This window comes from Achromobacter sp. KK8 (assembly GCF_054188005.1).
The window spans coordinates 2994490-3011683 of sequence record NZ_CM135178.1; the positions used below are offsets into that span (position 1 = coordinate 2994490).

A 17194-nucleotide genomic window follows, 5' to 3' on the forward strand; every position below is an offset into this window, starting at 1 on the left:
GTGATACGCATCGCCATAGACTGTATGGGCGGAGACTTCGGTCTGCCCGTCACGATTCCGGCTGCGATCGAGTTCGCCCGGCAATTTCCGGACACCCGGCTGTTGCTGGTCGGGCTTCCGGACGCTATCGAAGCGGCGCTCTCCGAGCATCGCGGCGTCGAGCGTGATCGCTTCGAGATCGTGGCGGCTTCCGAAGTCGTCACCATGGACGACCCGGTCGAGGTCGCCCTGCGCCGCAAAAAAGACTCCTCCATGCGCCTGGCCGCCCAGTCCGTCAAGGACGGGCGCGCCGACGCCTGCGTTTCCGCCGGCAACACCGGCGCATGGATGGCCATTTCCCGCTATGTGCTCAAGACGCTGGACGGCATAGACCGCCCCGCGATCGCCACGTCCATTCCGAACCAGACGGGCCGCGCCACCACGGTGCTGGACCTGGGCGCGAACGTGGACTGCACGGCCGAGCACCTGCTGCAATTCGCCATCATGGGCGCCGCGCTGTCGCAGGCGGTGGACCATCGCGACAGCCCCACTGTGGGGCTGCTCAACATCGGCGAAGAAGTCATCAAGGGCAACGAGGTCGTCAAGGAAGCCGCCGAGCTCCTGCGCGCCAGCCCGCTGAACTTCTACGGCAACGTGGAAGGCAATGACATTTTCAAGGGCACGGTCGACGTCGTCGTCTGCGACGGTTTCGTCGGCAACGTCGTGCTCAAGTCCGTGGAAGGACTGGCCAAGATGTTGTCCAGCGTCATCCGCGAAGAGTTCAAACGCAACCTGATCACGCTGCTGGTCGGCGCCCTGGCCAAGCCGGTGCTCAACCGCCTGCGCAATCGCGTCGATAACCGTCGCTACAACGGCGCGGCGCTGCTGGGCTTGCGTGGCGTGGTCATCAAGAGCCACGGTTCGGCCGATGCCTACGCTTTCGGCTTCGCCTTGCAACGGGCCCGCGAGGCCGTGGTGAGTAAACTGCTGGAGCGCACCGCTCAGACGGTGGCGCAGATCAACCAGCGCGTCCAGTCGGCTTCGGGTGTTTCGGCGCTCGAACCGGGCGCGGCTGGGGACACCGCTTGATGGATACCGCAATGAAATATTCCGCGATCGCGGGCACCGGCAGCTTCCTGCCGGAACGCGTGGTTTCGAATGACGCCCTGGCGGCCGAACTGGCGACGCGCGATATCGCCACGTCCGACGAGTGGATCGTCGAACGCACCGGCATCCGGCAGCGCCACCTGGCCGAGCGCGGCGTGACCACCAGCCAGTTGGCCACCGAGGCCGCGCGCCGCGCGTTGGCCGATGCCGGTGTCGACGCGTCCGAGGTCGATCTGATCGTGCTGGCCACCTCCACGCCCGATTTCGTGTTCCCCAGCACCGCCTGCCTGGTGCAGGCCAACCTGGGCGCCAAGGGCTCCGCGGCCTTCGACGTGCAGGCCGTGTGCAGCGGTTTCGTCTACGCCCTGACCACCGCCGACAGCTTCATCCGCGCCGGCCGCGCGCGTTGCGCGCTGGTGATCGGCGCCGAAGTGTTTTCGCGCATCCTCGACTGGAACGACCGCAGCACCTGCGTGCTGTTCGGCGACGGCGCCGGCGCGGTGGTGCTCAAGGCTTCCGACAAGCCCGGCATCATGGCCGCGCAGCTGCATGCCGATGGTAGCCAGATGAAGATCCTCAGCGCCGCGGGCAACGTGGCCTATGGTGACGTCACCGGCGATCCGTTCCTGCGCATGGACGGCCAGGCGGTGTTCAAGCAGGCCGTCACGGTGCTGGACCGCTCGGCCCGTGATACTTGCGCGGAAGCCGGGATCGAGATCGCCGATGTCGATTGGTTGATCCCGCACCAGGCCAACGTCCGCATCCTGAATTTCCTGGCGCGCAAGCTTGCCGTGCCGGTCGAGAAGGTTGTCATCACCGTCGACAGCCACGCCAACACCTCCGCGGCCAGCGTGCCGCTGGCGCTGGACGCCGCGCGCCGTGATGGCCGCGTCAAGGCAGGCCAATTGGTCCTGATGCAGGGCGTGGGCGGCGGATTCACCTGGGGTTCGGTACTGGCCCGCATGTAAGGGCGAGTCCGGCATGGCGCGGAGTGCCGCGCCTGCCGGATGGCACGCTCGACATTCCACAGACTCAGAATCAATCCACACGGTCAATCATGAAAATCGCTTTTGTCTTCCCCGGCCAGGGTTCGCAAGCAGTCGGCATGCTCGATGCCTGGGCCGACGTCGCTGCCGTGACCGACACCGTGGCGCGCGCCTCGCAGGCGCTGGGCCAGGACCTGGGCGCGCTGATCGCGCAGGGCCCCACCGAACAGCTCAACCTGACCACCAACACCCAGCCCGCCATGCTGACGGCCGGCGCCGCGTTCTTCGCGGCCTGGCGCGCGGCGGGCGGCCGTAATCCCGATGTCGTCGCCGGCCACAGCCTGGGCGAATACGCCGCGCTGACGGCCGCCGGCTCGCTGGCGCTCGAAGATGCCGTGCGCCTGGTGCGCGTGCGCGCCGACGCCATGCAGGCCGCCGTGCCGGTCGGCACTGGCGCCATGGCCGCCATCCTCGGCCTGGACGATGACGCCGTGCGCGCTGCCTGCGCCTCGGCGGCCCAGGGTGAAGTGGTCGAAGCGGTCAACTTCAATGCGCCGGCGCAAGTCGTGATCGCCGGCCACAAGGCCGCCGTCGAGCGCGCCTGCGAGCTGGCCAAGGCCGCCGGCGCCAAGCGCGCGCTGCTGCTGCCGGTGTCGGCGCCGTTCCATTCCAGCCTGCTCAAGCCCGCCGCCGACGTGCTGGCCGGCGCGCTGGCCGCGGTGACGGTGGCGGCGCCGCAGATGCCCGTCATCAACAACGTCGATGTCGCCGCCCCGACCGAACCCGGGGCAATCCGGGATGCGCTGGTGCGCCAGGCGTGGCATCCTGTGCGTTGGGTCGAAACGCTGCGCGCCATGAAGGCCCAGGGAGTGACCCACGTCATCGAGTGCGGTCCGGGCAAGGTCCTGACCGGCCTGACCAAGCGTATCGACCCCGAGCTCACCGGCCTGGCCATCACGGATCCGGCCTCGCTCGAAGCCGCGCTGGCCGCGGTCAACGGAAACTAAGACCATGGAAAACACCTCGATCGAACTGCAGGGCAAGATCGCCCTGGTCACGGGCGCCACGCGCGGCATTGGCCGCGCCATTGCGCAGGAACTGGCCGCGCGCGGCGCGGTTGTCATCGGCACCGCCACGTCGGAATCCGGCGCTGCCGCCATCACCGAGGCGCTGGCCCCGTTCGGCGGCCGTGGCGTGGTGCTGGACGTGACCAATGCCGAAGCCTGCGACGCCTTGATCGACGCGCTCGGCAAAGAAGGCGGTGGCCCCCATATCCTCGTCAATAATGCAGGCATCACCCGCGATACGCTGGCAATGCGCATGAAAGACGACGATTGGTCCGCCGTCATCGACACCAACCTGGCGTCGGTTTTCCGCCTCTCGCGCGCGGTGCTGCGCAACATGATGAAGGCCCGCTGGGGACGCATCATCAACGTCACCTCCGTGGTAGGCTCGAGCGGCAATCCCGGCCAGGCCAACTACGCCGCGGCCAAGGCCGGCGTGGCGGGCATGTCGCGCGCGCTGGCGCGTGAGCTGGGCAGCCGCAACATCACCGTCAATTGCGTGGCGCCCGGCTTCATCGATACCGACATGACGCGCGCCCTGGGCGAGAGCCAGACGGCGGCGCTACTGCAGCAGATTCCGCTGGGCCGCCTGGGTTCGCCGACGGATATCGCCCATGCGGTGGCCTTTTTGTCCGGGCCGCAGGCGGGTTACATTACCGGCACCACCCTGCACGTCAACGGCGGGATGTACATGCAATAAGTCACGAAGCGCGTGGGCGGCCCAGGCCGCCGCGCCGCAGCCGGGCTTTCCGGCGCGGGGCAACGCGCGCTTCATCCGGAAACGCCGCATATCGGCACTCCTGCGCCCCGTGGGCGACAGATCAAAGTGTGCGGTGTTATTTTTGTCACGGCCTGGCGTTTGCAGTACTCTGCGCTTGGCTATAATTCGCGGGATTTTTCCCATTTGGAGATCTGCATGGAAAGCATCGAACAGCGCGTCAAGAAGATCGTCGCTGAACAACTTGGCGTGAACGAAGCCGAGATCAAGAACGAATCCTCCTTCCTTGACGACCTCGGTGCCGATTCGCTCGACATGGTCGAACTGGTCATGGCGCTCGAAGACGAATTCGAGACCGAGATCCCCGACGAAGAGGCCGAAAAGATCACGACCGTGCAACAAGCGATTGATTACATCAATTCGAACGGTAAGCAGTAAGCTCAGCCTATATCCTTCCGGTTGCCCCGAATTCGATTTCGGCGCCAACCGGGAACCGGGGCGGTTTCAGGAATTTGCCGTGTGGTCCACGCGCGGGAAGGGCATTGACGCCCGACCCGCTGTTGCGTGTGCCGCACGCGCAGTGCATCCCGAAAACCGCCTTTCTTTTGTCTGTTTGAGGAGTCATCCGTGAAGCGACGAGTCGTCATCACTGGCCTTGGTATCGTGTCGCCTGTCGGCAACGACCTGACCACCGCTTGGGACAATATCGTCAACGGACGTTCTGGCATCAGCCGCATCACCCGTTTCGATCCCTCGGCCATCACCACCCACATCGCCGGCGAAGTCAAGGACTTCGACATCAGCGCCTATATCTCGGCCAAGGAAGCCCGCCAGATGGATACCTTCATCCATTACGGCCTGGCTGCCGGGATGCAGGCCTGGCGCGACAGCGGCCTGGAAGTCACCGAAGCCAACGCCGAACGCATCGGCGTGATCGTCGGCTCGGGCATCGGCGGCCTGCCGCGCATCGAGGAAACCCAGGTCGAATACATGGCCAAGGGTCCGCGCCGCATCTCGCCGTTCTTCGTGCCGGGTTCGCTGATCAACCTGATCTCCGGCCATCTGTCCATCGCCTACGGCATGAAGGGCCCCAGCTACGCCGTCGTATCGGCCTGCACCACGGGCCTGCACTGCATCGGCGACGCGGCCCGCCTGATCGAGTACGGCGATGCCGACGTCATGGTGGCTGGTGGCGCCGAATCGACCGTGTCGCCGCTGGGCATCGGCGGTTTCGCCGCGATGCGCGCGCTGTCGACGCGCAACGATGATCCTCAGACGGCCTCGCGTCCCTGGGACCGCGACCGCGACGGCTTCGTGCTGGGCGAGGGCGCGGGCGTGCTGGTGCTGGAAGAATACGAACACGCCAAGAAGCGTGGCGCGCGCATCTATGGCGAGTTCGCGGGCTACGGCATGAGCTCCGATGCGCATCACATCACGGCTCCCGACAAGGACGGCCCGCGCCGCGGCGTGCTCAACGCGCTGCGCAACGGCGGCCTGAACCTGGAAGACGTCCAGTACGTCAACGCGCACGGCACCTCGACGCCCCTGGGCGACAAGAACGAAACCGATGCGCTGAAGCTGGCTTTCGGCGACCACGCCAAGAAGCTGGTGGTGAACTCGACCAAGTCCATGACCGGCCACCTGCTCGGCGCCGCCGGCGGCATCGAGGCCGTGTTCACGACGCTGGCCGTCTACAACCAGGTCTCGCCTCCGACCATCAACATCTTCAACCAGGATCCGGAATGCGACCTGGACTACTGCGCCAACGAGGCGCGGCAGATGAAGATCGATGTCGGCCTGTCCAACTCCTTCGGCTTCGGCGGCACCAACGGCTCCATGGCCGTTCGCCGGATCTGATTTGGAAGGCCCGGGCAAGGGGCGCTGGACGTTTGGCGTGCCTGTCCTGCGGCCGCGCGGCGTCGCGGCGTTGCCAGTCCTGGGGCTGGCCGCCGCGGTGGCCAGCATCGTGACCGCGGCTTTCTGGCACGGCACGGCCTGGCTGGCCGGCGCCGCACTGGCCGCATTGCTGTTGGCGGCGGGGCTGTTACACTCGATCCGTTTCAGCCCGTCCCCGGTATCGGCTTTGCGCACGGCAGCCGGGGCTGGCCGCTGGCAGGTACGCCTGCCGGGCGGCTGGCGGGAAGCGTCGCTGGTGGATCAGCGACGCGGACCGGCATGGCTCACTCTCACCCTGCAGCCCTTGCCCTCCGGGAGTATGGCCTTTAACGACCAACAAGTAACTTTTACCGTCTGGCAGACGGCCTTGCCGGCCGACGGCTGGCGGCGCCTGTGCCTATTGGCTGGCGCGGCGCGGCGCGAGCCTGCGGCGGTGCGCTTGCGGGAGGCTCCATGAGCGAGCGCGAAGTCGACGCCGAGCTTGTCGCCCGTGTCCAGCGCGGCGACAAGAAAGCGTTCGATCTGCTGGTGCTCAAATACCAGCGCAAGATCCTGCGCCTGCTGGCTCGCATGATCCGCGATCCGGCCGAGATCGAGGACGTGGCCCAGGAAGCGTTCATCAAGGCCTATCGGGCCCTGCCCCAGTTCCGGGGCGAGAGCGCGTTCTATACCTGGTTGTATCGTATCGCCATCAATACGGCCCGAAATTGGCTCGCCTCGCAGGGGCGGCGGCCGAGCGCGCCCAACGCGATAGAAACGGAAGACGGTGAAACTTTTAACGAAACCGACAACCTAACCGATATAAGCACGCCGGAGTCGATGGTTGCCAGCCGCGAGATCGCCGAGACGGTGAACGCGGCCATCGAGGAATTGCCCGAGGAACTGCGCACCGCAATCGTCCTGCGTGAAATCGAAGGTATGAGTTACGAAGACATCGCCCAGAGCATGGACTGCCCCATTGGTACGGTGCGCTCCCGCATTTTCCGTGCGCGAGAGGCCATCGCGACCAAGTTGCGCCCATTGCTAGGCACCGATGCCGAGCGTCGCTGGTAAGGAGTGGCAGTCATGCAGACTACAGCAGCCAAGTCCGTCGTTTCCTCGGAGTCCTCCTGGGAGGAATCCGTTTCCGCCTGGATGGACGGAGAAGAAACCGACGATATTCTTCCCGGCCTGTTGACCCGCGAGGGGCGGCAGACCTGGGATACCTATCACCTCATTGGTGATGCCCTGCGCAACAGTGATCTGGCGCTGACGCCCAGCGCCAGTTTCCATGCCCGCCTGTCGCGCGCGCTGGATGCCGAGCTGCCGATCGTGGCCGCGCCGCGGCGCCGCTCGCCGCTGCGCCTGGGCCTGTCCGGCCTGGCGGTGGCGGCCGCGGTCGCCACGGTGGCCTGGGTGGCCCAGCCCTACCTGGCGGGCGGCAATCCGGGCGCTGAAACCCGCGTGCTGGCCGACGCCAGCCTGGGCAGCTCCACCGACACTTCGGGCCTGAGCGACTACCTGGAGGCCCATCGCCAGATGGCCGGCCCCAGCGCGGTGCGCCAGGTGTCGTTCGATGTCGGAGCGGGGCGCTGATGGCCCTTGTGCTTCCGACCCGTTGGCCGGTGCTGGGAAGGGCTGCCTCGTGGCAGGCCCACCGCGCCGGCTGGTTCGCCGCTACGCTTCTGACCGCTTTTCTGGCCGCGCATGACCCCGCGCGCGCCGCCGACGCCGCTCCCGCCCAGCAGGGCGATGACGTGGTCCAATTGCTCTCGCGCATCCAGCAGGCTGCGCGCAAGCAGGACTACGCCGGCGTATTCATGTATCAGCAGGGCGAGACGATCCAGTCGTCGCGCCTGGTGCACGTCGTCGACGGCACCGGCGAGCGCGAGCGCCTCGAGATCCTCGATGGCCAGCCGCGCGAATACCTGCGCCACAACGAAGACGTGCAGTGCCTGATTCCCGAGCGCAAAACGGTGTTGCTCGAACGCCGCCGCGGCGATCGCTTCCCTGGGCTGCTGCTGGGCGATCCCGCCAACCTGACCGAACACTACAAGATCCGCACCGAGTCGGCGCTGCACCGCGTCGCCGGGCGCGAATGCCGGTTGATCACTATCGAACCGCTGGACAAGTTGCGCTATGGCTATCGCCTCTGTGCCGATGTCGAAACCAATCTGCTGCTGAAGGCCCAGACCCTCAATGCCGCCCGCGGCGTGGTCGAGCAGGTGTCGTTCACGTCCCTGCGCCTGGGAGCCGACGTCGACCCGCAATCGCTGTCGTCGCGCTGGAACACGCGCGACTGGCGCGTGCTCGAGCCTTCGATGAAGTCCGTGGACCTGAGCGCCCAGGGTTGGCGCATCCCGGCGCCCAAGGGCTTTGTGGTGGTCATGCAGGTGGCGCGCTCGATGGGGCGCGGCGCGACGGTCAACCAGATGGTGCTGTCGGATGGACTGGCGGCCATTTCGGTGTTCATCGAGCCTTACGACAGCCAGCGCGGCCATCATCCTCCGCCTGGCGCGGCGCAGCGCGGTTCCATTACCGTGTATGGCACGCGCATCGCCGACTACTGGCTGACGGCCGTGGGCGAAGTGCCCGTGGCGACGCTGGAACAATTGGCGGAAGCGACCGAATACGTACCCGTGACGAACGCTCCGGCGGCCGATTCCAAGTGAAGCGCGGCCGCCGCGGCAAGAAGTGATTTCGGAGCAACATATGAAAGCATTGATGGTGTCGAACCCCGGTCTGCGCCGCTTCCTGGCGGCCGCGACGGCGGGGCTCCTGATGTCGGCCGCGTTCGCGCCCGTCTCCCTGGCGCAGGCCCCGGCGGCCGACACGCCGACTCCGACGGTGGCGCTGCCTGACTTCACCAGCATCATCGAGAAGGCCGATCCGGCGGTCGTGAACATCCGCACCACGGCGACGGTGCCGATCCGCGGAGTGGGCCCGGGCGGCAATGATCCCGCCGAGCTGTTCCGCTGGTTCTTCGGCCCCGATTTCCAGCCGCCGGGCCAGGCGCCCGGTCCGCGCCAGCGTCCGCAGCCGCAGCAACCCGAGGAGCGTACCGTGCCGCGTGGCGTGGGCTCGGGTTTCTTCATCTCGGATGACGGCTACATCATGACCAACAACCACGTGGTCAGCGACGCAACCGACATCTACGTCACCCTCACCGACGGCCGCGAGTTCAAGGCCAAGGTCATCGGCACCGACGAGCGCACCGACGTGGCGCTGATCAAGATCGAAGCCAAGGACATGACGCCGCTGGTGATCGGCGATCCCAAGAAGCTCAAGAAGGGCCAGTGGGTGCTGGCGATCGGCTCGCCGTTCGGCCTGGATTCCACCGTCACGTCGGGTATCGTCAGCGCCATCGGCCGCGATACGGGCGAATACCTGCCGTTCATCCAGACGGACGTGGCGGTCAACCCGGGCAATTCGGGCGGTCCGCTGATCAACCTGGCGGGCGAGGTGGTGGGCATCAACTCCCAGATCATCTCGCGCAGCGGCGGCTTCATGGGTATTTCGCTGGCCATCCCGATCGACGAGGCGATGCGGGTGGTGGACCAGCTGCGCGCCACCGGCAAGGTCACGCGCGGCCGCGTGGGCGTCCAGATCGGCGAAGTGGGCAAGGACGTGGCCGAGGCCATCGGGCTGCCCAAGGCCGAAGGCGCCCTGGTGAGCAGTGTCGAGGTCGATGGTCCGGCCGAACAGGCCGGCGTGCAGCCGGGCGACGTGATCCTGACCTTCAACAAGGAACCGATCAAGCGCTGGACCGATCTGCCCCGCATCGTCGGTGAAACCAAGCCGGGCACGCGCGCCGACATGGAAGTGTGGCGCAAGGGCAAGAAGATGACCCTGTCGGTCAAGGTGGGCGAGATTCCCGTGGACAAGGCAGTGCCGGGCAAGAAGGGCGCGACGCCCGCGCCGGAAGTCACCAATGCGCTGGGTCTTGGCGTGGTGGACGTGCCCGCCGACGTGCAGAAGAAGCTGCGTATCAAGGGCGGCGTGCAGGTCAAGGTCGCCGAAGGCGCGGCCGCCAAGGCCGGGCTGCAGGAAGGCGATATTGTGTTGGCTCTGAACGACACCGACGTCACCGGCGCCAAACAGTTCGCGGAGCTGGTCGGCAAGCTGGACAAGGGCCGCGCGGTCGGTCTGCTGGTACGCCGCGGCGAGCAGACCCAGTGGGTGGCGGTGCCCGCAAGCAAATAAGGCCCAAGACCGGCTAAAATGGCTGGTTGCCGCAAGAGGGGGCGCCTGGCGCCCCCTCGTTTTTGCCCGTGCCGCCGTCGATCGCGGGCGGGCAGGGCGGCCGGGCGGCGCGACCGCGGGCATCCGCCCTTGACGCGCCAGCCGCAACCCTGTCAGCCGTGCCTACCCTGGTGGCGGCGTCTTCCGGCAGTTTGCCGAATGTTCCGTCCCTTTTAAACTCAAGCATGCAGCATATTCGCAACTTCTCCATCATTGCCCACATCGATCACGGCAAATCGACCCTGGCCGATCGCCTGATCCAGCGCTGCGGCGGATTGGCGGATCGCGAAATGTCGGCCCAGGTGCTCGACTCCATGGAGATCGAGCGTGAGCGCGGCATTACCATCAAGGCCCAGACGGCCGCCCTGCACTACAAGGCGCAGGACGGCAAGATCTACAACCTGAACCTGATCGACACCCCGGGGCACGTCGACTTCTCGTACGAAGTCAGCCGCTCGCTCTCCGCCTGCGAGGGCGCGCTGCTGGTGGTTGACGCCTCGCAGGGCGTCGAAGCGCAGACCGTGGCCAACTGCTACACCGCCATCGAGCTGGGCGTGGAAGTGCTGCCGGTGCTGAACAAGATGGACCTGCCGCAGGCCGATCCGGACGGCGCGCGCCAGGAGGTCGAGGACGTCATCGGCATTGACGCCTCGCAGGCGGTGCTGGCCAGCGCCAAGACCGGCATGGGCATCGACGAGATCCTCGAGGCCATCGTGGCGCGCGTGCCGGCTCCCCAGGGCGATCCCGAGGCGCCGCTGCAGGCGCTGATCATCGATTCGTGGTTCGACAACTACGTGGGCGTGGTGATGCTGGTGCGCATCGTCAACGGCATGCTCAAGCCCAAGGACAAGATCCTGCTGATGGCTTCCGGCGCCACCCACCTGTGCGAGCAGACCGGGGTGTTCACGCCCAAGTCGCAGCAGCGTCCGCACCTGTCGGCAGGCGAGGTGGGCTTCATCATCGCCGGCATCAAGCAACTCGAGGACGCCAAGGTGGGCGACACCGTGACGCTCGCGAGCAAGCCTGCGGCCGCGCCGCTGCCCGGCTTCAAGGAAGTCAAGCCGCAGGTGTTCGCCGGCCTCTACCCGGTCGAAAGCTCCGAATACGACCAGCTGCGCGATTCGCTCGAGAAGCTCAAGCTGAACGACGCCGCGCTGATGTTCGAGCCCGAAGTGTCGCAGGCGTTGGGCTTTGGCTTTCGCTGCGGCTTCCTCGGCCTGCTGCACATGGAGATCGTGCAGGAGCGCCTGGAGCGCGAGTTCGACATGGACATCATCACCACCGCGCCGTCGGTGGTGTACGAGGTCGAGCAGCGCGATGGTTCGGTGATCACCGTCGAAAGCCCGTCGCGCATGCCGGAAATCGGCAAGATCGCCGATATCCGCGAGCCGATCGTGAAGGTCACGCTGTTCATGCCGCAGGACTACGTCGGTCCCGTGATGACGCTGTGCAACAACAAGCGCGGCGTGCAGATCAACATGAGCTATCACGGCCGCCAGGTGCACCTGGTGTACGAGATCCCGCTGGCCGAGATCGTGCTGGACTTCTTCGACAAGCTCAAGTCGGTGTCGCGCGGCTATGCCTCGATGGACTATGAGTTCCTCGAATACCGCTCGGCCGACGTGGTGCGGGTGGACCTGCTGATCAACAACGACCGCGTCGACGCGCTGGCCGTGATCGTCCACCGCAGCAACGCCCGCCACCGCGCGCGCGACGTGGTGACGCGCATGCGCGGCCTGATTCCGCGGCAGATGTTCGACGTGGTGATTCAGGCCGCCATCGGCGCCGAAATCATCGCCCGCGAGAACGTCAAGGCGCTGCGCAAGAACGTGCTGGCCAAGTGCTACGGCGGCGACATCTCGCGCAAGAAGAAGCTGTTGGAAAAGCAGAAGGCGGGCAAGAAGCGCATGAAGCAGGTCGGTACCGTGGAAATTCCGCAAGAGGCCTTCCTGGCCATCCTGCAGGTGGAAGACAAATAGAACCCGAGAAGGCGGTTAGCTGATGAGTTGGAACTTTGCCCTGATCCTGTTTGTTCTGCTGGTGCTGACCGGCATTATCTGGGCGCTCGATCTGGCCGTATTGCGGCGCGGCCGCGAGCGCCGGGCGCAAGAGGCGATGGCGCAGTACGACGCGGCGCTGATCGGCGATTCGCAAGAAGCCGAGCGCCTGCGGCGCGAGGCCGGCGACAAGGCCCGTCGCGTGCCGTGGTGGATCGAATACGCGGTCAGCTTCTTCCCCGTGATCCTGTTCGTGTTCGTGCTGCGATCGTTCGTGGTGGAACCGTTCCGCATTCCGTCGGGTTCGATGCTGCCGACGCTGCAATCCGGCGATCTGATCCTGGTGAACAAGTTCAGCTACGGCCTGCGCCTTCCGGTCATCGACAAGAAGGTGGTCGATATCGGCAAGCCGCAGCGCGGCGACGTGTTCGTGTTCCGCTACCCGGTGGACCCGGACGTCGACTACATCAAGCGCGTGGTGGGCCTGCCAGGCGACGAAGTGGCGTACATCGACAAAAAGCTGTACGTGAACGGCCAATTGGTGACGCATGTGCGGGATGGCGATTATTTCGAACCCGACCGTGTCTCTTATATCGCACAATATAAAGAAAAATTAGGCGAAGTTAGCCACAATATCCTGCTTGATGAAGGCAGGCCGCAGGAATATCGCCCGCAATACCAATTTCCCAACCTCGGGAACTGCCAATATTCCCGCGATGGGGTACGCTGCAAAGTACCGGAGGGGCAATACTTCGCCATGGGCGATAATCGGGACAACAGCGCCGACAGCCGATACTGGGGTTTCGTGCCGGAATCCAATATCGTCGGAAAGGCGTTCTTCATCTGGATGAATTTCAGCGATCTCAGCCGCATCGGCCGGTTCAACTGATTATGTCGCTAGCCACGCTAGAAAACCGGCTGGATCACCACTTCGGTGACCCAGCACTGCTTGAACAGGCGCTGACCCACCGCAGCCACGGTGCGCGCCACAACGAGCGCCTGGAGTTCCTCGGGGATTCCGTGCTCAACTTCGTCGTCGCGGCGATGCTGTTCGAGCGTTATTCGAAAATCGACGAGGGCGACCTGTCGCGCCTGCGCGCCAATCTGGTCAAGCAGGCCTCGTTGGCGGATATCGCCCAGCGCCTGGAACTGTCCCAATACCTGCGCCTGGGCGAGGGTGAATTGAAGAGCGGCGGTTTCCGTCGTCCGTCGATCCTGGCCGACACGGTCGAGGCCCTGTTCGGCGCCGTGTTCCTGGACGCCGGTTTCGATGCCGCCCGCCGCGTGATCGTGCGCCAGTACCAGCCGGTGCTGGCCTCGGTCGATCCCAAGACCCTGGGCAAGGACGCCAAGACCTTGCTGCAGGAATTCCTGCAAGGCCGCAAGCTGGCCTTGCCCGTGTACACCGTGGTGGCCACGCATGGCGCGGCCCACAGCCAGCAGTTCGAGGTCGAATGCGCCATTCCGGCGCTCGAGATCAAGGTGAACGCGCCCGGCGCCAGCCGCCGCGCGGCCGAGCAGTCGGCCGCCAAGCTGGCGCTGGAGGCGGCGCAGGCCATCAGCCCGGCGTCCAAGGCCGCCCGCAAGTCGGGCAAGGCGCGCAAGACCGCGCAGTTGTCGCTGCCCGTGGCAGTGTCCCAAGAGACTAAATGAGCGATACCCCTTTCCGTACCGGTTTCGTGGCCATCGTGGGCCGCCCCAACGTGGGCAAGTCCACGCTGACGAACGCGTTGATCGGTTCCAAGATTTCCATCGTGTCGCGCAAGGCGCAGACCACGCGCCACCGCATCCACGGGGTGCTGACGCGCGACCACGAGCAATTCGTGTTCGTCGATACGCCGGGCTTCCAGACGCGTCATGGCGGCGCCATGAACCGCATGATGAACCGCGTTGTGACGCAGGCGCTGGCCGACGTCGACGTGGTGGTGCACGTGGTCGAGGCTGGCAAGTGGTCGGAGGGCGACGCCAAGCTGCTGCCGTTGCTGCCGGCGCCGGAGCGCACCATCCTGGCCGTCAGCAAGATCGACGCGCTCAAGAACCGCGACGAGCTGTTCGCCTTCGTCTCGAAAATCATGGCGCTGCATCCGTTCGGCGCCGTGGTGCCGGTCAGCGCCACCAAGAACCAGCAGCTCGACCAGCTGCTGCAGGAAATCGCCGCGCGCCTGCCGGAAGGCGAGCCGATGTTCGAGGAAGACACCCTGACCGACCGGCCGATGCGCTTCATCGCGGCCGAACTGGTGCGCGAGAAGATCTTCCGCCTGGTCGGCGACGAACTGCCCTACGGCTGTACGGTCGTGATCGAGCAATGGGAAGAGACCGACAAGGGCGCGCGCATCGCCGCCTGCGTCGTGGTGGAGCGCGACAGCCACAAGCCCATCCTGCTGGGCACCGGCGGCATGCACATGAAACGCATCGCCTCCGAGGCGCGGCAGGACATCGCCAAGCTGCTGGACAAGCCGGTGCACCTGGAGATCTACATCAAGGTGCGCAAGGGCTGGTCCGACCGCGAGAGTGCGCTGCGCGACCTGGGCTATGAGTAGACGGGCGCCTCGCGTCCAGGACCGCCCGGGATACATGCTCCACGCCACGGCGTGGCGCGAGACGTCCCTCATCGTTCAGACTTTCTCGCGCGACCACGGCTGTGTGGCCATGGTCGCCAAGGGCGCCAAGCGCCCGTATTCCGTGCTGCGTCCGGTGTTGTCGGCGTTCCAGCCGCTGCTGCTGTCCTGGACCGGCAACGGCGAGGTCAAGACCCTGACCCGCGCCGAGATCATGGGCGTGCGCGCCCTGAACGGCACTGCCCTGATGTCGGCTTGGTACATGAATGAACTGTTGCTGCGGCTGTTGCCGCGCGAAGACGCCCATCCCCTGCTGTTCGACGCCTACGACATGGCCTTGCAGCAGTTGTCGGGCGGCACGCGCGCGGCCGGCGCCTTGCGCCGCTTCGAATGGACGCTGCTGCGCGAAACCGGCTATGGCGTGGACGAGGCCGAGCCCGACTTCGACGACCCCGTCATCGAGCCGGCGCTGCGCCGCGATCTGCGCGAGCGGCTGGCCGAGAACCTGGCGGGCCGGCCCCTGGCCACGCGCCGGGTGCTGATGGATCTGCAACGCATCTGAACCCGCGGCGCGCCCGGCCATGACCTTCACGCTCAAACAGGTCGAGACTTTCCGCACCGTCTACGAAACGGAGAGCGTCACCGCCGCGGCCCGGCGCCTGGATGTGTCGCCGGCCACCGTCAGCGCCACCCTGGCCGCGCTCGAAGCCGCGATTGAACTGCGCCTGTTCGAACGCGTGCGCCAGCGCATGCAGCGCACCCCCGAGGCCACGCTGCTGTACGAGGAAATCCGCCGCCTGAACGTGGGCCTGGAAACCCTGGGCCGCAAGATCCGCGCCATCCGCGGCGCGGCCCAGCCGCGCCTGCGCATCGGCTGTATCCATGCCTACAGCGGCGCGATCGTCAGCGACGCGATCACGCGTTTTCGCCAGCGCTATCCCGATACGCCGCTGTACCTGCAGATCCGCGATTCGAATACCTTGCGCGACATGGTGGTATCGGGCGAGCTGGACCTGGCCGCGGTCGCCGATGAGTCCGAACTCGAAGGCCTGCGCGGCCATCGCCTGGCAAGCCTGCGGGCGGTGGCGGTATTTCCCGATGGGCATCCCCTGGCGCGTCTGCAGCAGGTCGGCCTGGCCCAACTGGCCGAAGCCGATGTGATTGCGCTCAATGCGGAGGACGCCTCGCGCCAGCGCCTGGACGCGCTGTTGCTGCAGGCCGGCCTGGGGCTGAAGATCGCGATCGAGACGCCGTATTCGAGCACCGTGTGCCACCTGGCGCTGGCGGGACACGGCGTCGGCATCGCCAACCCCGCCACGGCCGTGGGCCTGGAGGCCGCGGGGCTGTGCCACCGGCCGCTGGCGGCGCCGGTGCATTTCGAATGCCACATGATCGTGCATGGCAGCCGGCCATTGTCGGAAGCCGGCAAGTTCTGGGCGACCTGCCTGCGCGCGGCCCTGGCGCCTTTGGTGGAACGCTACGGCCTCAAGCGCGGCTGAGGCCGAAGGTCGATCGCAGGCCCGGGAGGCGGCCGATCCGGCGCGACGGGTCCTCGCGCCGGCCTTGGCGGTCAGCCGCGGCGGCCGTCGGACGTCAGGATCAGCACCACCGACGATTCGGCGTCCAGTTGGCCGGCGCGCCGCAAGCGCGTGACCGCCGCCAGCGCCGCCGCCGACGACAGTTCGGTGGCCACCCCCATGCGTTCCAACCGCTGCTGCGCCTGGGCGGCGGCGGCGTCGGAGACTTCGACCGGCGAGCCGCCCGAGCGCTTCAGCGCTTCCAGCGATTGCAGCGTGACGGTGCCGCCGGCGATCGAGTACTGGTCGGTCGCGCCTTCCCACAGGCCGCGCGCGTCGCCGGTGCTGCGCGCCCGCGACAGGCGGGCATAGGGCTCGACCGCGTGCAGCCGCGGCAGCCGCGGGATGCGGCCGGCGTGCAGCAGGTGCTGCCAACCCAGCAGGATGCCCCACAGCAGGTCGCCGCGCGCGGTCGGCACCACGATATCGGTGGGCAGGCCGCAGGCATCGAGGATTTCCTGGGCAATGGGTTTGTAGCCCTCGACCCCGTACGGATGCGTGCCCACCGGCGGATTCAGGTAATTGGTGCCGGCGAAGGCGCCTTGGTTGCGGCACAGGTCCGCCACGTGCGGCCAGCGCGCCAGGCTGTCGTCGAAGGCCGTGAGGCGGGCGCCGAAGCGCTGCATGGCCTCCCGTTGCAGGGGCGGGCAATTGCGGGTGATGGCAATGTCGGCCTGCAGCCCGGCTGCGGCACAGTAGGCCGCCAGCGACACGCCGGCATTGCCGCTGGAGGCCGCCGCCACGCGTGTGGCGCCGGCCAGGCGCGCGCGCGACACCAGCTGGGCCGCCATGCGGTCCTTGTGGCTGCCGGTAGGATTGGCGCTTTCGCACTTGAGCCACAACCGCCCGACGCCTTCGGCCTGCGCCAGGGACCCGGCCTCCAGGCAGGGCGTGGCGCCCTCGCCAAGGGTGGCCGGAGACCAGACCGGCAGGTCCATGGCATCGCCGGGCGCCGCATCGTAGCGGCATTCCAGCGACGCGGGATGGCCGGCTTCAAGGCAGTGGGGGCAGCCTTCTGGGTAGTCGGCGGGAGGCAGCAGGGCTTCGCAGCGCAGGCAGCGCAGGCCGGACAAGCGGGGATTCATCTGCAT

At 66.7% G+C, this 17194-nt stretch carries 18 protein-coding genes; 17 read left to right on the forward strand and 1 reads right to left on the reverse strand.

All coding sequences use genetic code 11. From position 1 onward, the window contains the following. The 17 genes from plsX (at position 1) to ACVN9Z_RS13925 (ending at position 16025) form a co-directional block, all read left to right on the forward strand. A complete protein-coding gene (gene plsX, locus ACVN9Z_RS13845; RefSeq protein WP_026382573.1) occupies positions 1–1068 on the forward strand; it encodes a phosphate acyltransferase PlsX in 1068 nt (355 codons plus the stop codon). After that, positions 1068–2054, forward strand: coding sequence for a beta-ketoacyl-ACP synthase III (locus ACVN9Z_RS13850; protein ID WP_020924696.1), 987 nt, complete (start codon positions 1068–1070; stop codon positions 2052–2054). Before plsX ends, ACVN9Z_RS13850 begins: the two co-directional genes overlap by 1 nt. 89 nt (positions 2055–2143) lie before the next feature. After that, positions 2144–3079, forward strand: a complete 936-nt coding sequence (fabD, locus tag ACVN9Z_RS13855) for an ACP S-malonyltransferase (protein ID WP_026382572.1) — start codon at positions 2144–2146, stop codon at positions 3077–3079. 4 nt (positions 3080–3083) lie between these two features. Continuing rightward, positions 3084–3836 (forward strand): 3-oxoacyl-ACP reductase FabG, encoded by a 753-nt coding sequence (fabG, locus tag ACVN9Z_RS13860; protein ID WP_024068104.1) that lies wholly within the window; start codon positions 3084–3086, stop codon positions 3834–3836. A 216-nt stretch (positions 3837–4052) separates the two neighbouring features. Next, complete coding sequence (gene acpP / locus ACVN9Z_RS13865; protein WP_005012191.1) at positions 4053–4292, forward strand: acyl carrier protein; 240 nt, start codon at positions 4053–4055, stop codon at positions 4290–4292. A gap of 189 nt (positions 4293–4481) precedes the next feature. Continuing rightward, positions 4482–5711, forward strand: a complete 1230-nt coding sequence (gene fabF, locus ACVN9Z_RS13870; RefSeq protein ID WP_020924694.1) for a beta-ketoacyl-ACP synthase II — start codon at positions 4482–4484, stop codon at positions 5709–5711. Position 5712: 1 nt separating this feature from the next. Further along, a complete protein-coding gene (locus ACVN9Z_RS13875; protein WP_006389291.1) occupies positions 5713–6207 on the forward strand; it encodes a hypothetical protein in 495 nt (164 codons plus the stop codon). Further along, the gene (rpoE, locus tag ACVN9Z_RS13880) at positions 6204–6803 is read left to right on the forward strand and encodes an RNA polymerase sigma factor RpoE (protein WP_006389292.1); all 600 of its coding nucleotides are present in this window, start codon (positions 6204–6206) and stop codon (positions 6801–6803) included. The genes ACVN9Z_RS13875 and rpoE overlap by 4 nt, the downstream gene beginning before the upstream one ends. A 12-nt stretch (positions 6804–6815) precedes the next feature. Beyond that, positions 6816–7325 carry a sigma-E factor negative regulatory protein gene (locus tag ACVN9Z_RS13885; protein WP_006389293.1) on the forward strand — a complete coding sequence of 170 codons (510 nt, stop codon included), beginning with the start codon at positions 6816–6818 and terminating at the stop codon, positions 7323–7325. Next, positions 7325–8401 (forward strand): MucB/RseB C-terminal domain-containing protein, encoded by a 1077-nt coding sequence (locus tag ACVN9Z_RS13890; RefSeq protein ID WP_006389294.1) that lies wholly within the window; start codon positions 7325–7327, stop codon positions 8399–8401. The genes ACVN9Z_RS13885 and ACVN9Z_RS13890 overlap by 1 nt, the downstream gene beginning before the upstream one ends. A 109-nt stretch (positions 8402–8510) precedes the next feature. Then, positions 8511–9932 carry a DegQ family serine endoprotease gene (locus tag ACVN9Z_RS13895; RefSeq protein ID WP_370445592.1) on the forward strand — a complete coding sequence of 474 codons (1422 nt, stop codon included), beginning with the start codon at positions 8511–8513 and terminating at the stop codon, positions 9930–9932. Between the two features lie 224 nt (positions 9933–10156). After that, a complete protein-coding gene (lepA, locus tag ACVN9Z_RS13900; protein WP_006389296.1) occupies positions 10157–11950 on the forward strand; it encodes a translation elongation factor 4 in 1794 nt (597 codons plus the stop codon). 22 nt (positions 11951–11972) lie between these two features. Beyond that, positions 11973–12857 carry a signal peptidase I gene (gene lepB, locus ACVN9Z_RS13905; RefSeq protein ID WP_006389297.1) on the forward strand — a complete coding sequence of 295 codons (885 nt, stop codon included), beginning with the start codon at positions 11973–11975 and terminating at the stop codon, positions 12855–12857. A 2-nt stretch (positions 12858–12859) separates the two neighbouring features. Beyond that, positions 12860–13621, forward strand: coding sequence for a ribonuclease III (gene rnc / locus ACVN9Z_RS13910; protein ID WP_006389298.1), 762 nt, complete (start codon positions 12860–12862; stop codon positions 13619–13621). Continuing rightward, positions 13618–14508 carry a GTPase Era gene (era, locus tag ACVN9Z_RS13915; protein ID WP_006389299.1) on the forward strand — a complete coding sequence of 297 codons (891 nt, stop codon included), beginning with the start codon at positions 13618–13620 and terminating at the stop codon, positions 14506–14508. Before rnc ends, era begins: the two co-directional genes overlap by 4 nt. Continuing rightward, positions 14501–15088, forward strand: a complete 588-nt coding sequence (recO, locus tag ACVN9Z_RS13920) for a DNA repair protein RecO (RefSeq protein WP_026382568.1) — start codon at positions 14501–14503, stop codon at positions 15086–15088. The genes era and recO overlap by 8 nt, the downstream gene beginning before the upstream one ends. A gap of 19 nt (positions 15089–15107) precedes the next feature. Next, positions 15108–16025 carry a LysR substrate-binding domain-containing protein gene (locus ACVN9Z_RS13925; RefSeq protein ID WP_020924688.1) on the forward strand — a complete coding sequence of 306 codons (918 nt, stop codon included), beginning with the start codon at positions 15108–15110 and terminating at the stop codon, positions 16023–16025. A 71-nt stretch (positions 16026–16096) separates the two neighbouring features. Here ACVN9Z_RS13925 and ACVN9Z_RS13930 read toward each other — a convergent pair whose 3' ends face one another. Further along, the gene (locus ACVN9Z_RS13930) at positions 16097–17194 is read right to left on the reverse strand and encodes a pyridoxal-phosphate dependent enzyme (RefSeq protein WP_070781266.1); all 1098 of its coding nucleotides are present in this window, start codon (positions 17192–17194) and stop codon (positions 16097–16099) included.

Excerpts from the sequence above, each read along its gene's own strand:
- ACVN9Z_RS13850 (WP_020924696.1), top strand. The coding sequence starts at position 1,068 with ATGGATACCGCAATGAAATATTCCGCGATCGCGGGCACCGGCAGCTTC.
- fabD (WP_026382572.1), top strand. The coding sequence starts at position 2,144 with ATGAAAATCGCTTTTGTCTTCCCCGGCCAGGGTTCGCAAGCAGTCGGC.
- fabG (WP_024068104.1), top strand. The coding sequence starts at position 3,084 with ATGGAAAACACCTCGATCGAACTGCAGGGCAAGATCGCCCTGGTCACG.
- acpP (WP_005012191.1), top strand. The coding sequence starts at position 4,053 with ATGGAAAGCATCGAACAGCGCGTCAAGAAGATCGTCGCTGAACAACTT.
- rpoE (WP_006389292.1), top strand. The coding sequence starts at position 6,204 with ATGAGCGAGCGCGAAGTCGACGCCGAGCTTGTCGCCCGTGTCCAGCGC.
- ACVN9Z_RS13885 (WP_006389293.1), top strand. The coding sequence starts at position 6,816 with ATGCAGACTACAGCAGCCAAGTCCGTCGTTTCCTCGGAGTCCTCCTGG.
- ACVN9Z_RS13890 (WP_006389294.1), top strand. The coding sequence starts at position 7,325 with ATGGCCCTTGTGCTTCCGACCCGTTGGCCGGTGCTGGGAAGGGCTGCC.
- ACVN9Z_RS13895 (WP_370445592.1), top strand. The coding sequence starts at position 8,511 with ATGTCGGCCGCGTTCGCGCCCGTCTCCCTGGCGCAGGCCCCGGCGGCC.
- lepA (WP_006389296.1), top strand. The coding sequence starts at position 10,157 with ATGCAGCATATTCGCAACTTCTCCATCATTGCCCACATCGATCACGGC.
- lepB (WP_006389297.1), top strand. The coding sequence starts at position 11,973 with ATGAGTTGGAACTTTGCCCTGATCCTGTTTGTTCTGCTGGTGCTGACC.
- rnc (WP_006389298.1), top strand. The coding sequence starts at position 12,860 with ATGTCGCTAGCCACGCTAGAAAACCGGCTGGATCACCACTTCGGTGAC.
- era (WP_006389299.1), top strand. The coding sequence starts at position 13,618 with ATGAGCGATACCCCTTTCCGTACCGGTTTCGTGGCCATCGTGGGCCGC.
- recO (WP_026382568.1), top strand. The coding sequence starts at position 14,501 with ATGAGTAGACGGGCGCCTCGCGTCCAGGACCGCCCGGGATACATGCTC.
- ACVN9Z_RS13925 (WP_020924688.1), top strand. The coding sequence starts at position 15,108 with ATGACCTTCACGCTCAAACAGGTCGAGACTTTCCGCACCGTCTACGAA.
- ACVN9Z_RS13930 (WP_070781266.1), bottom strand. The coding sequence starts at position 17,194 with ATGCAGATGAATCCCCGCTTGTCCGGCCTGCGCTGCCTGCGCTGCGAA.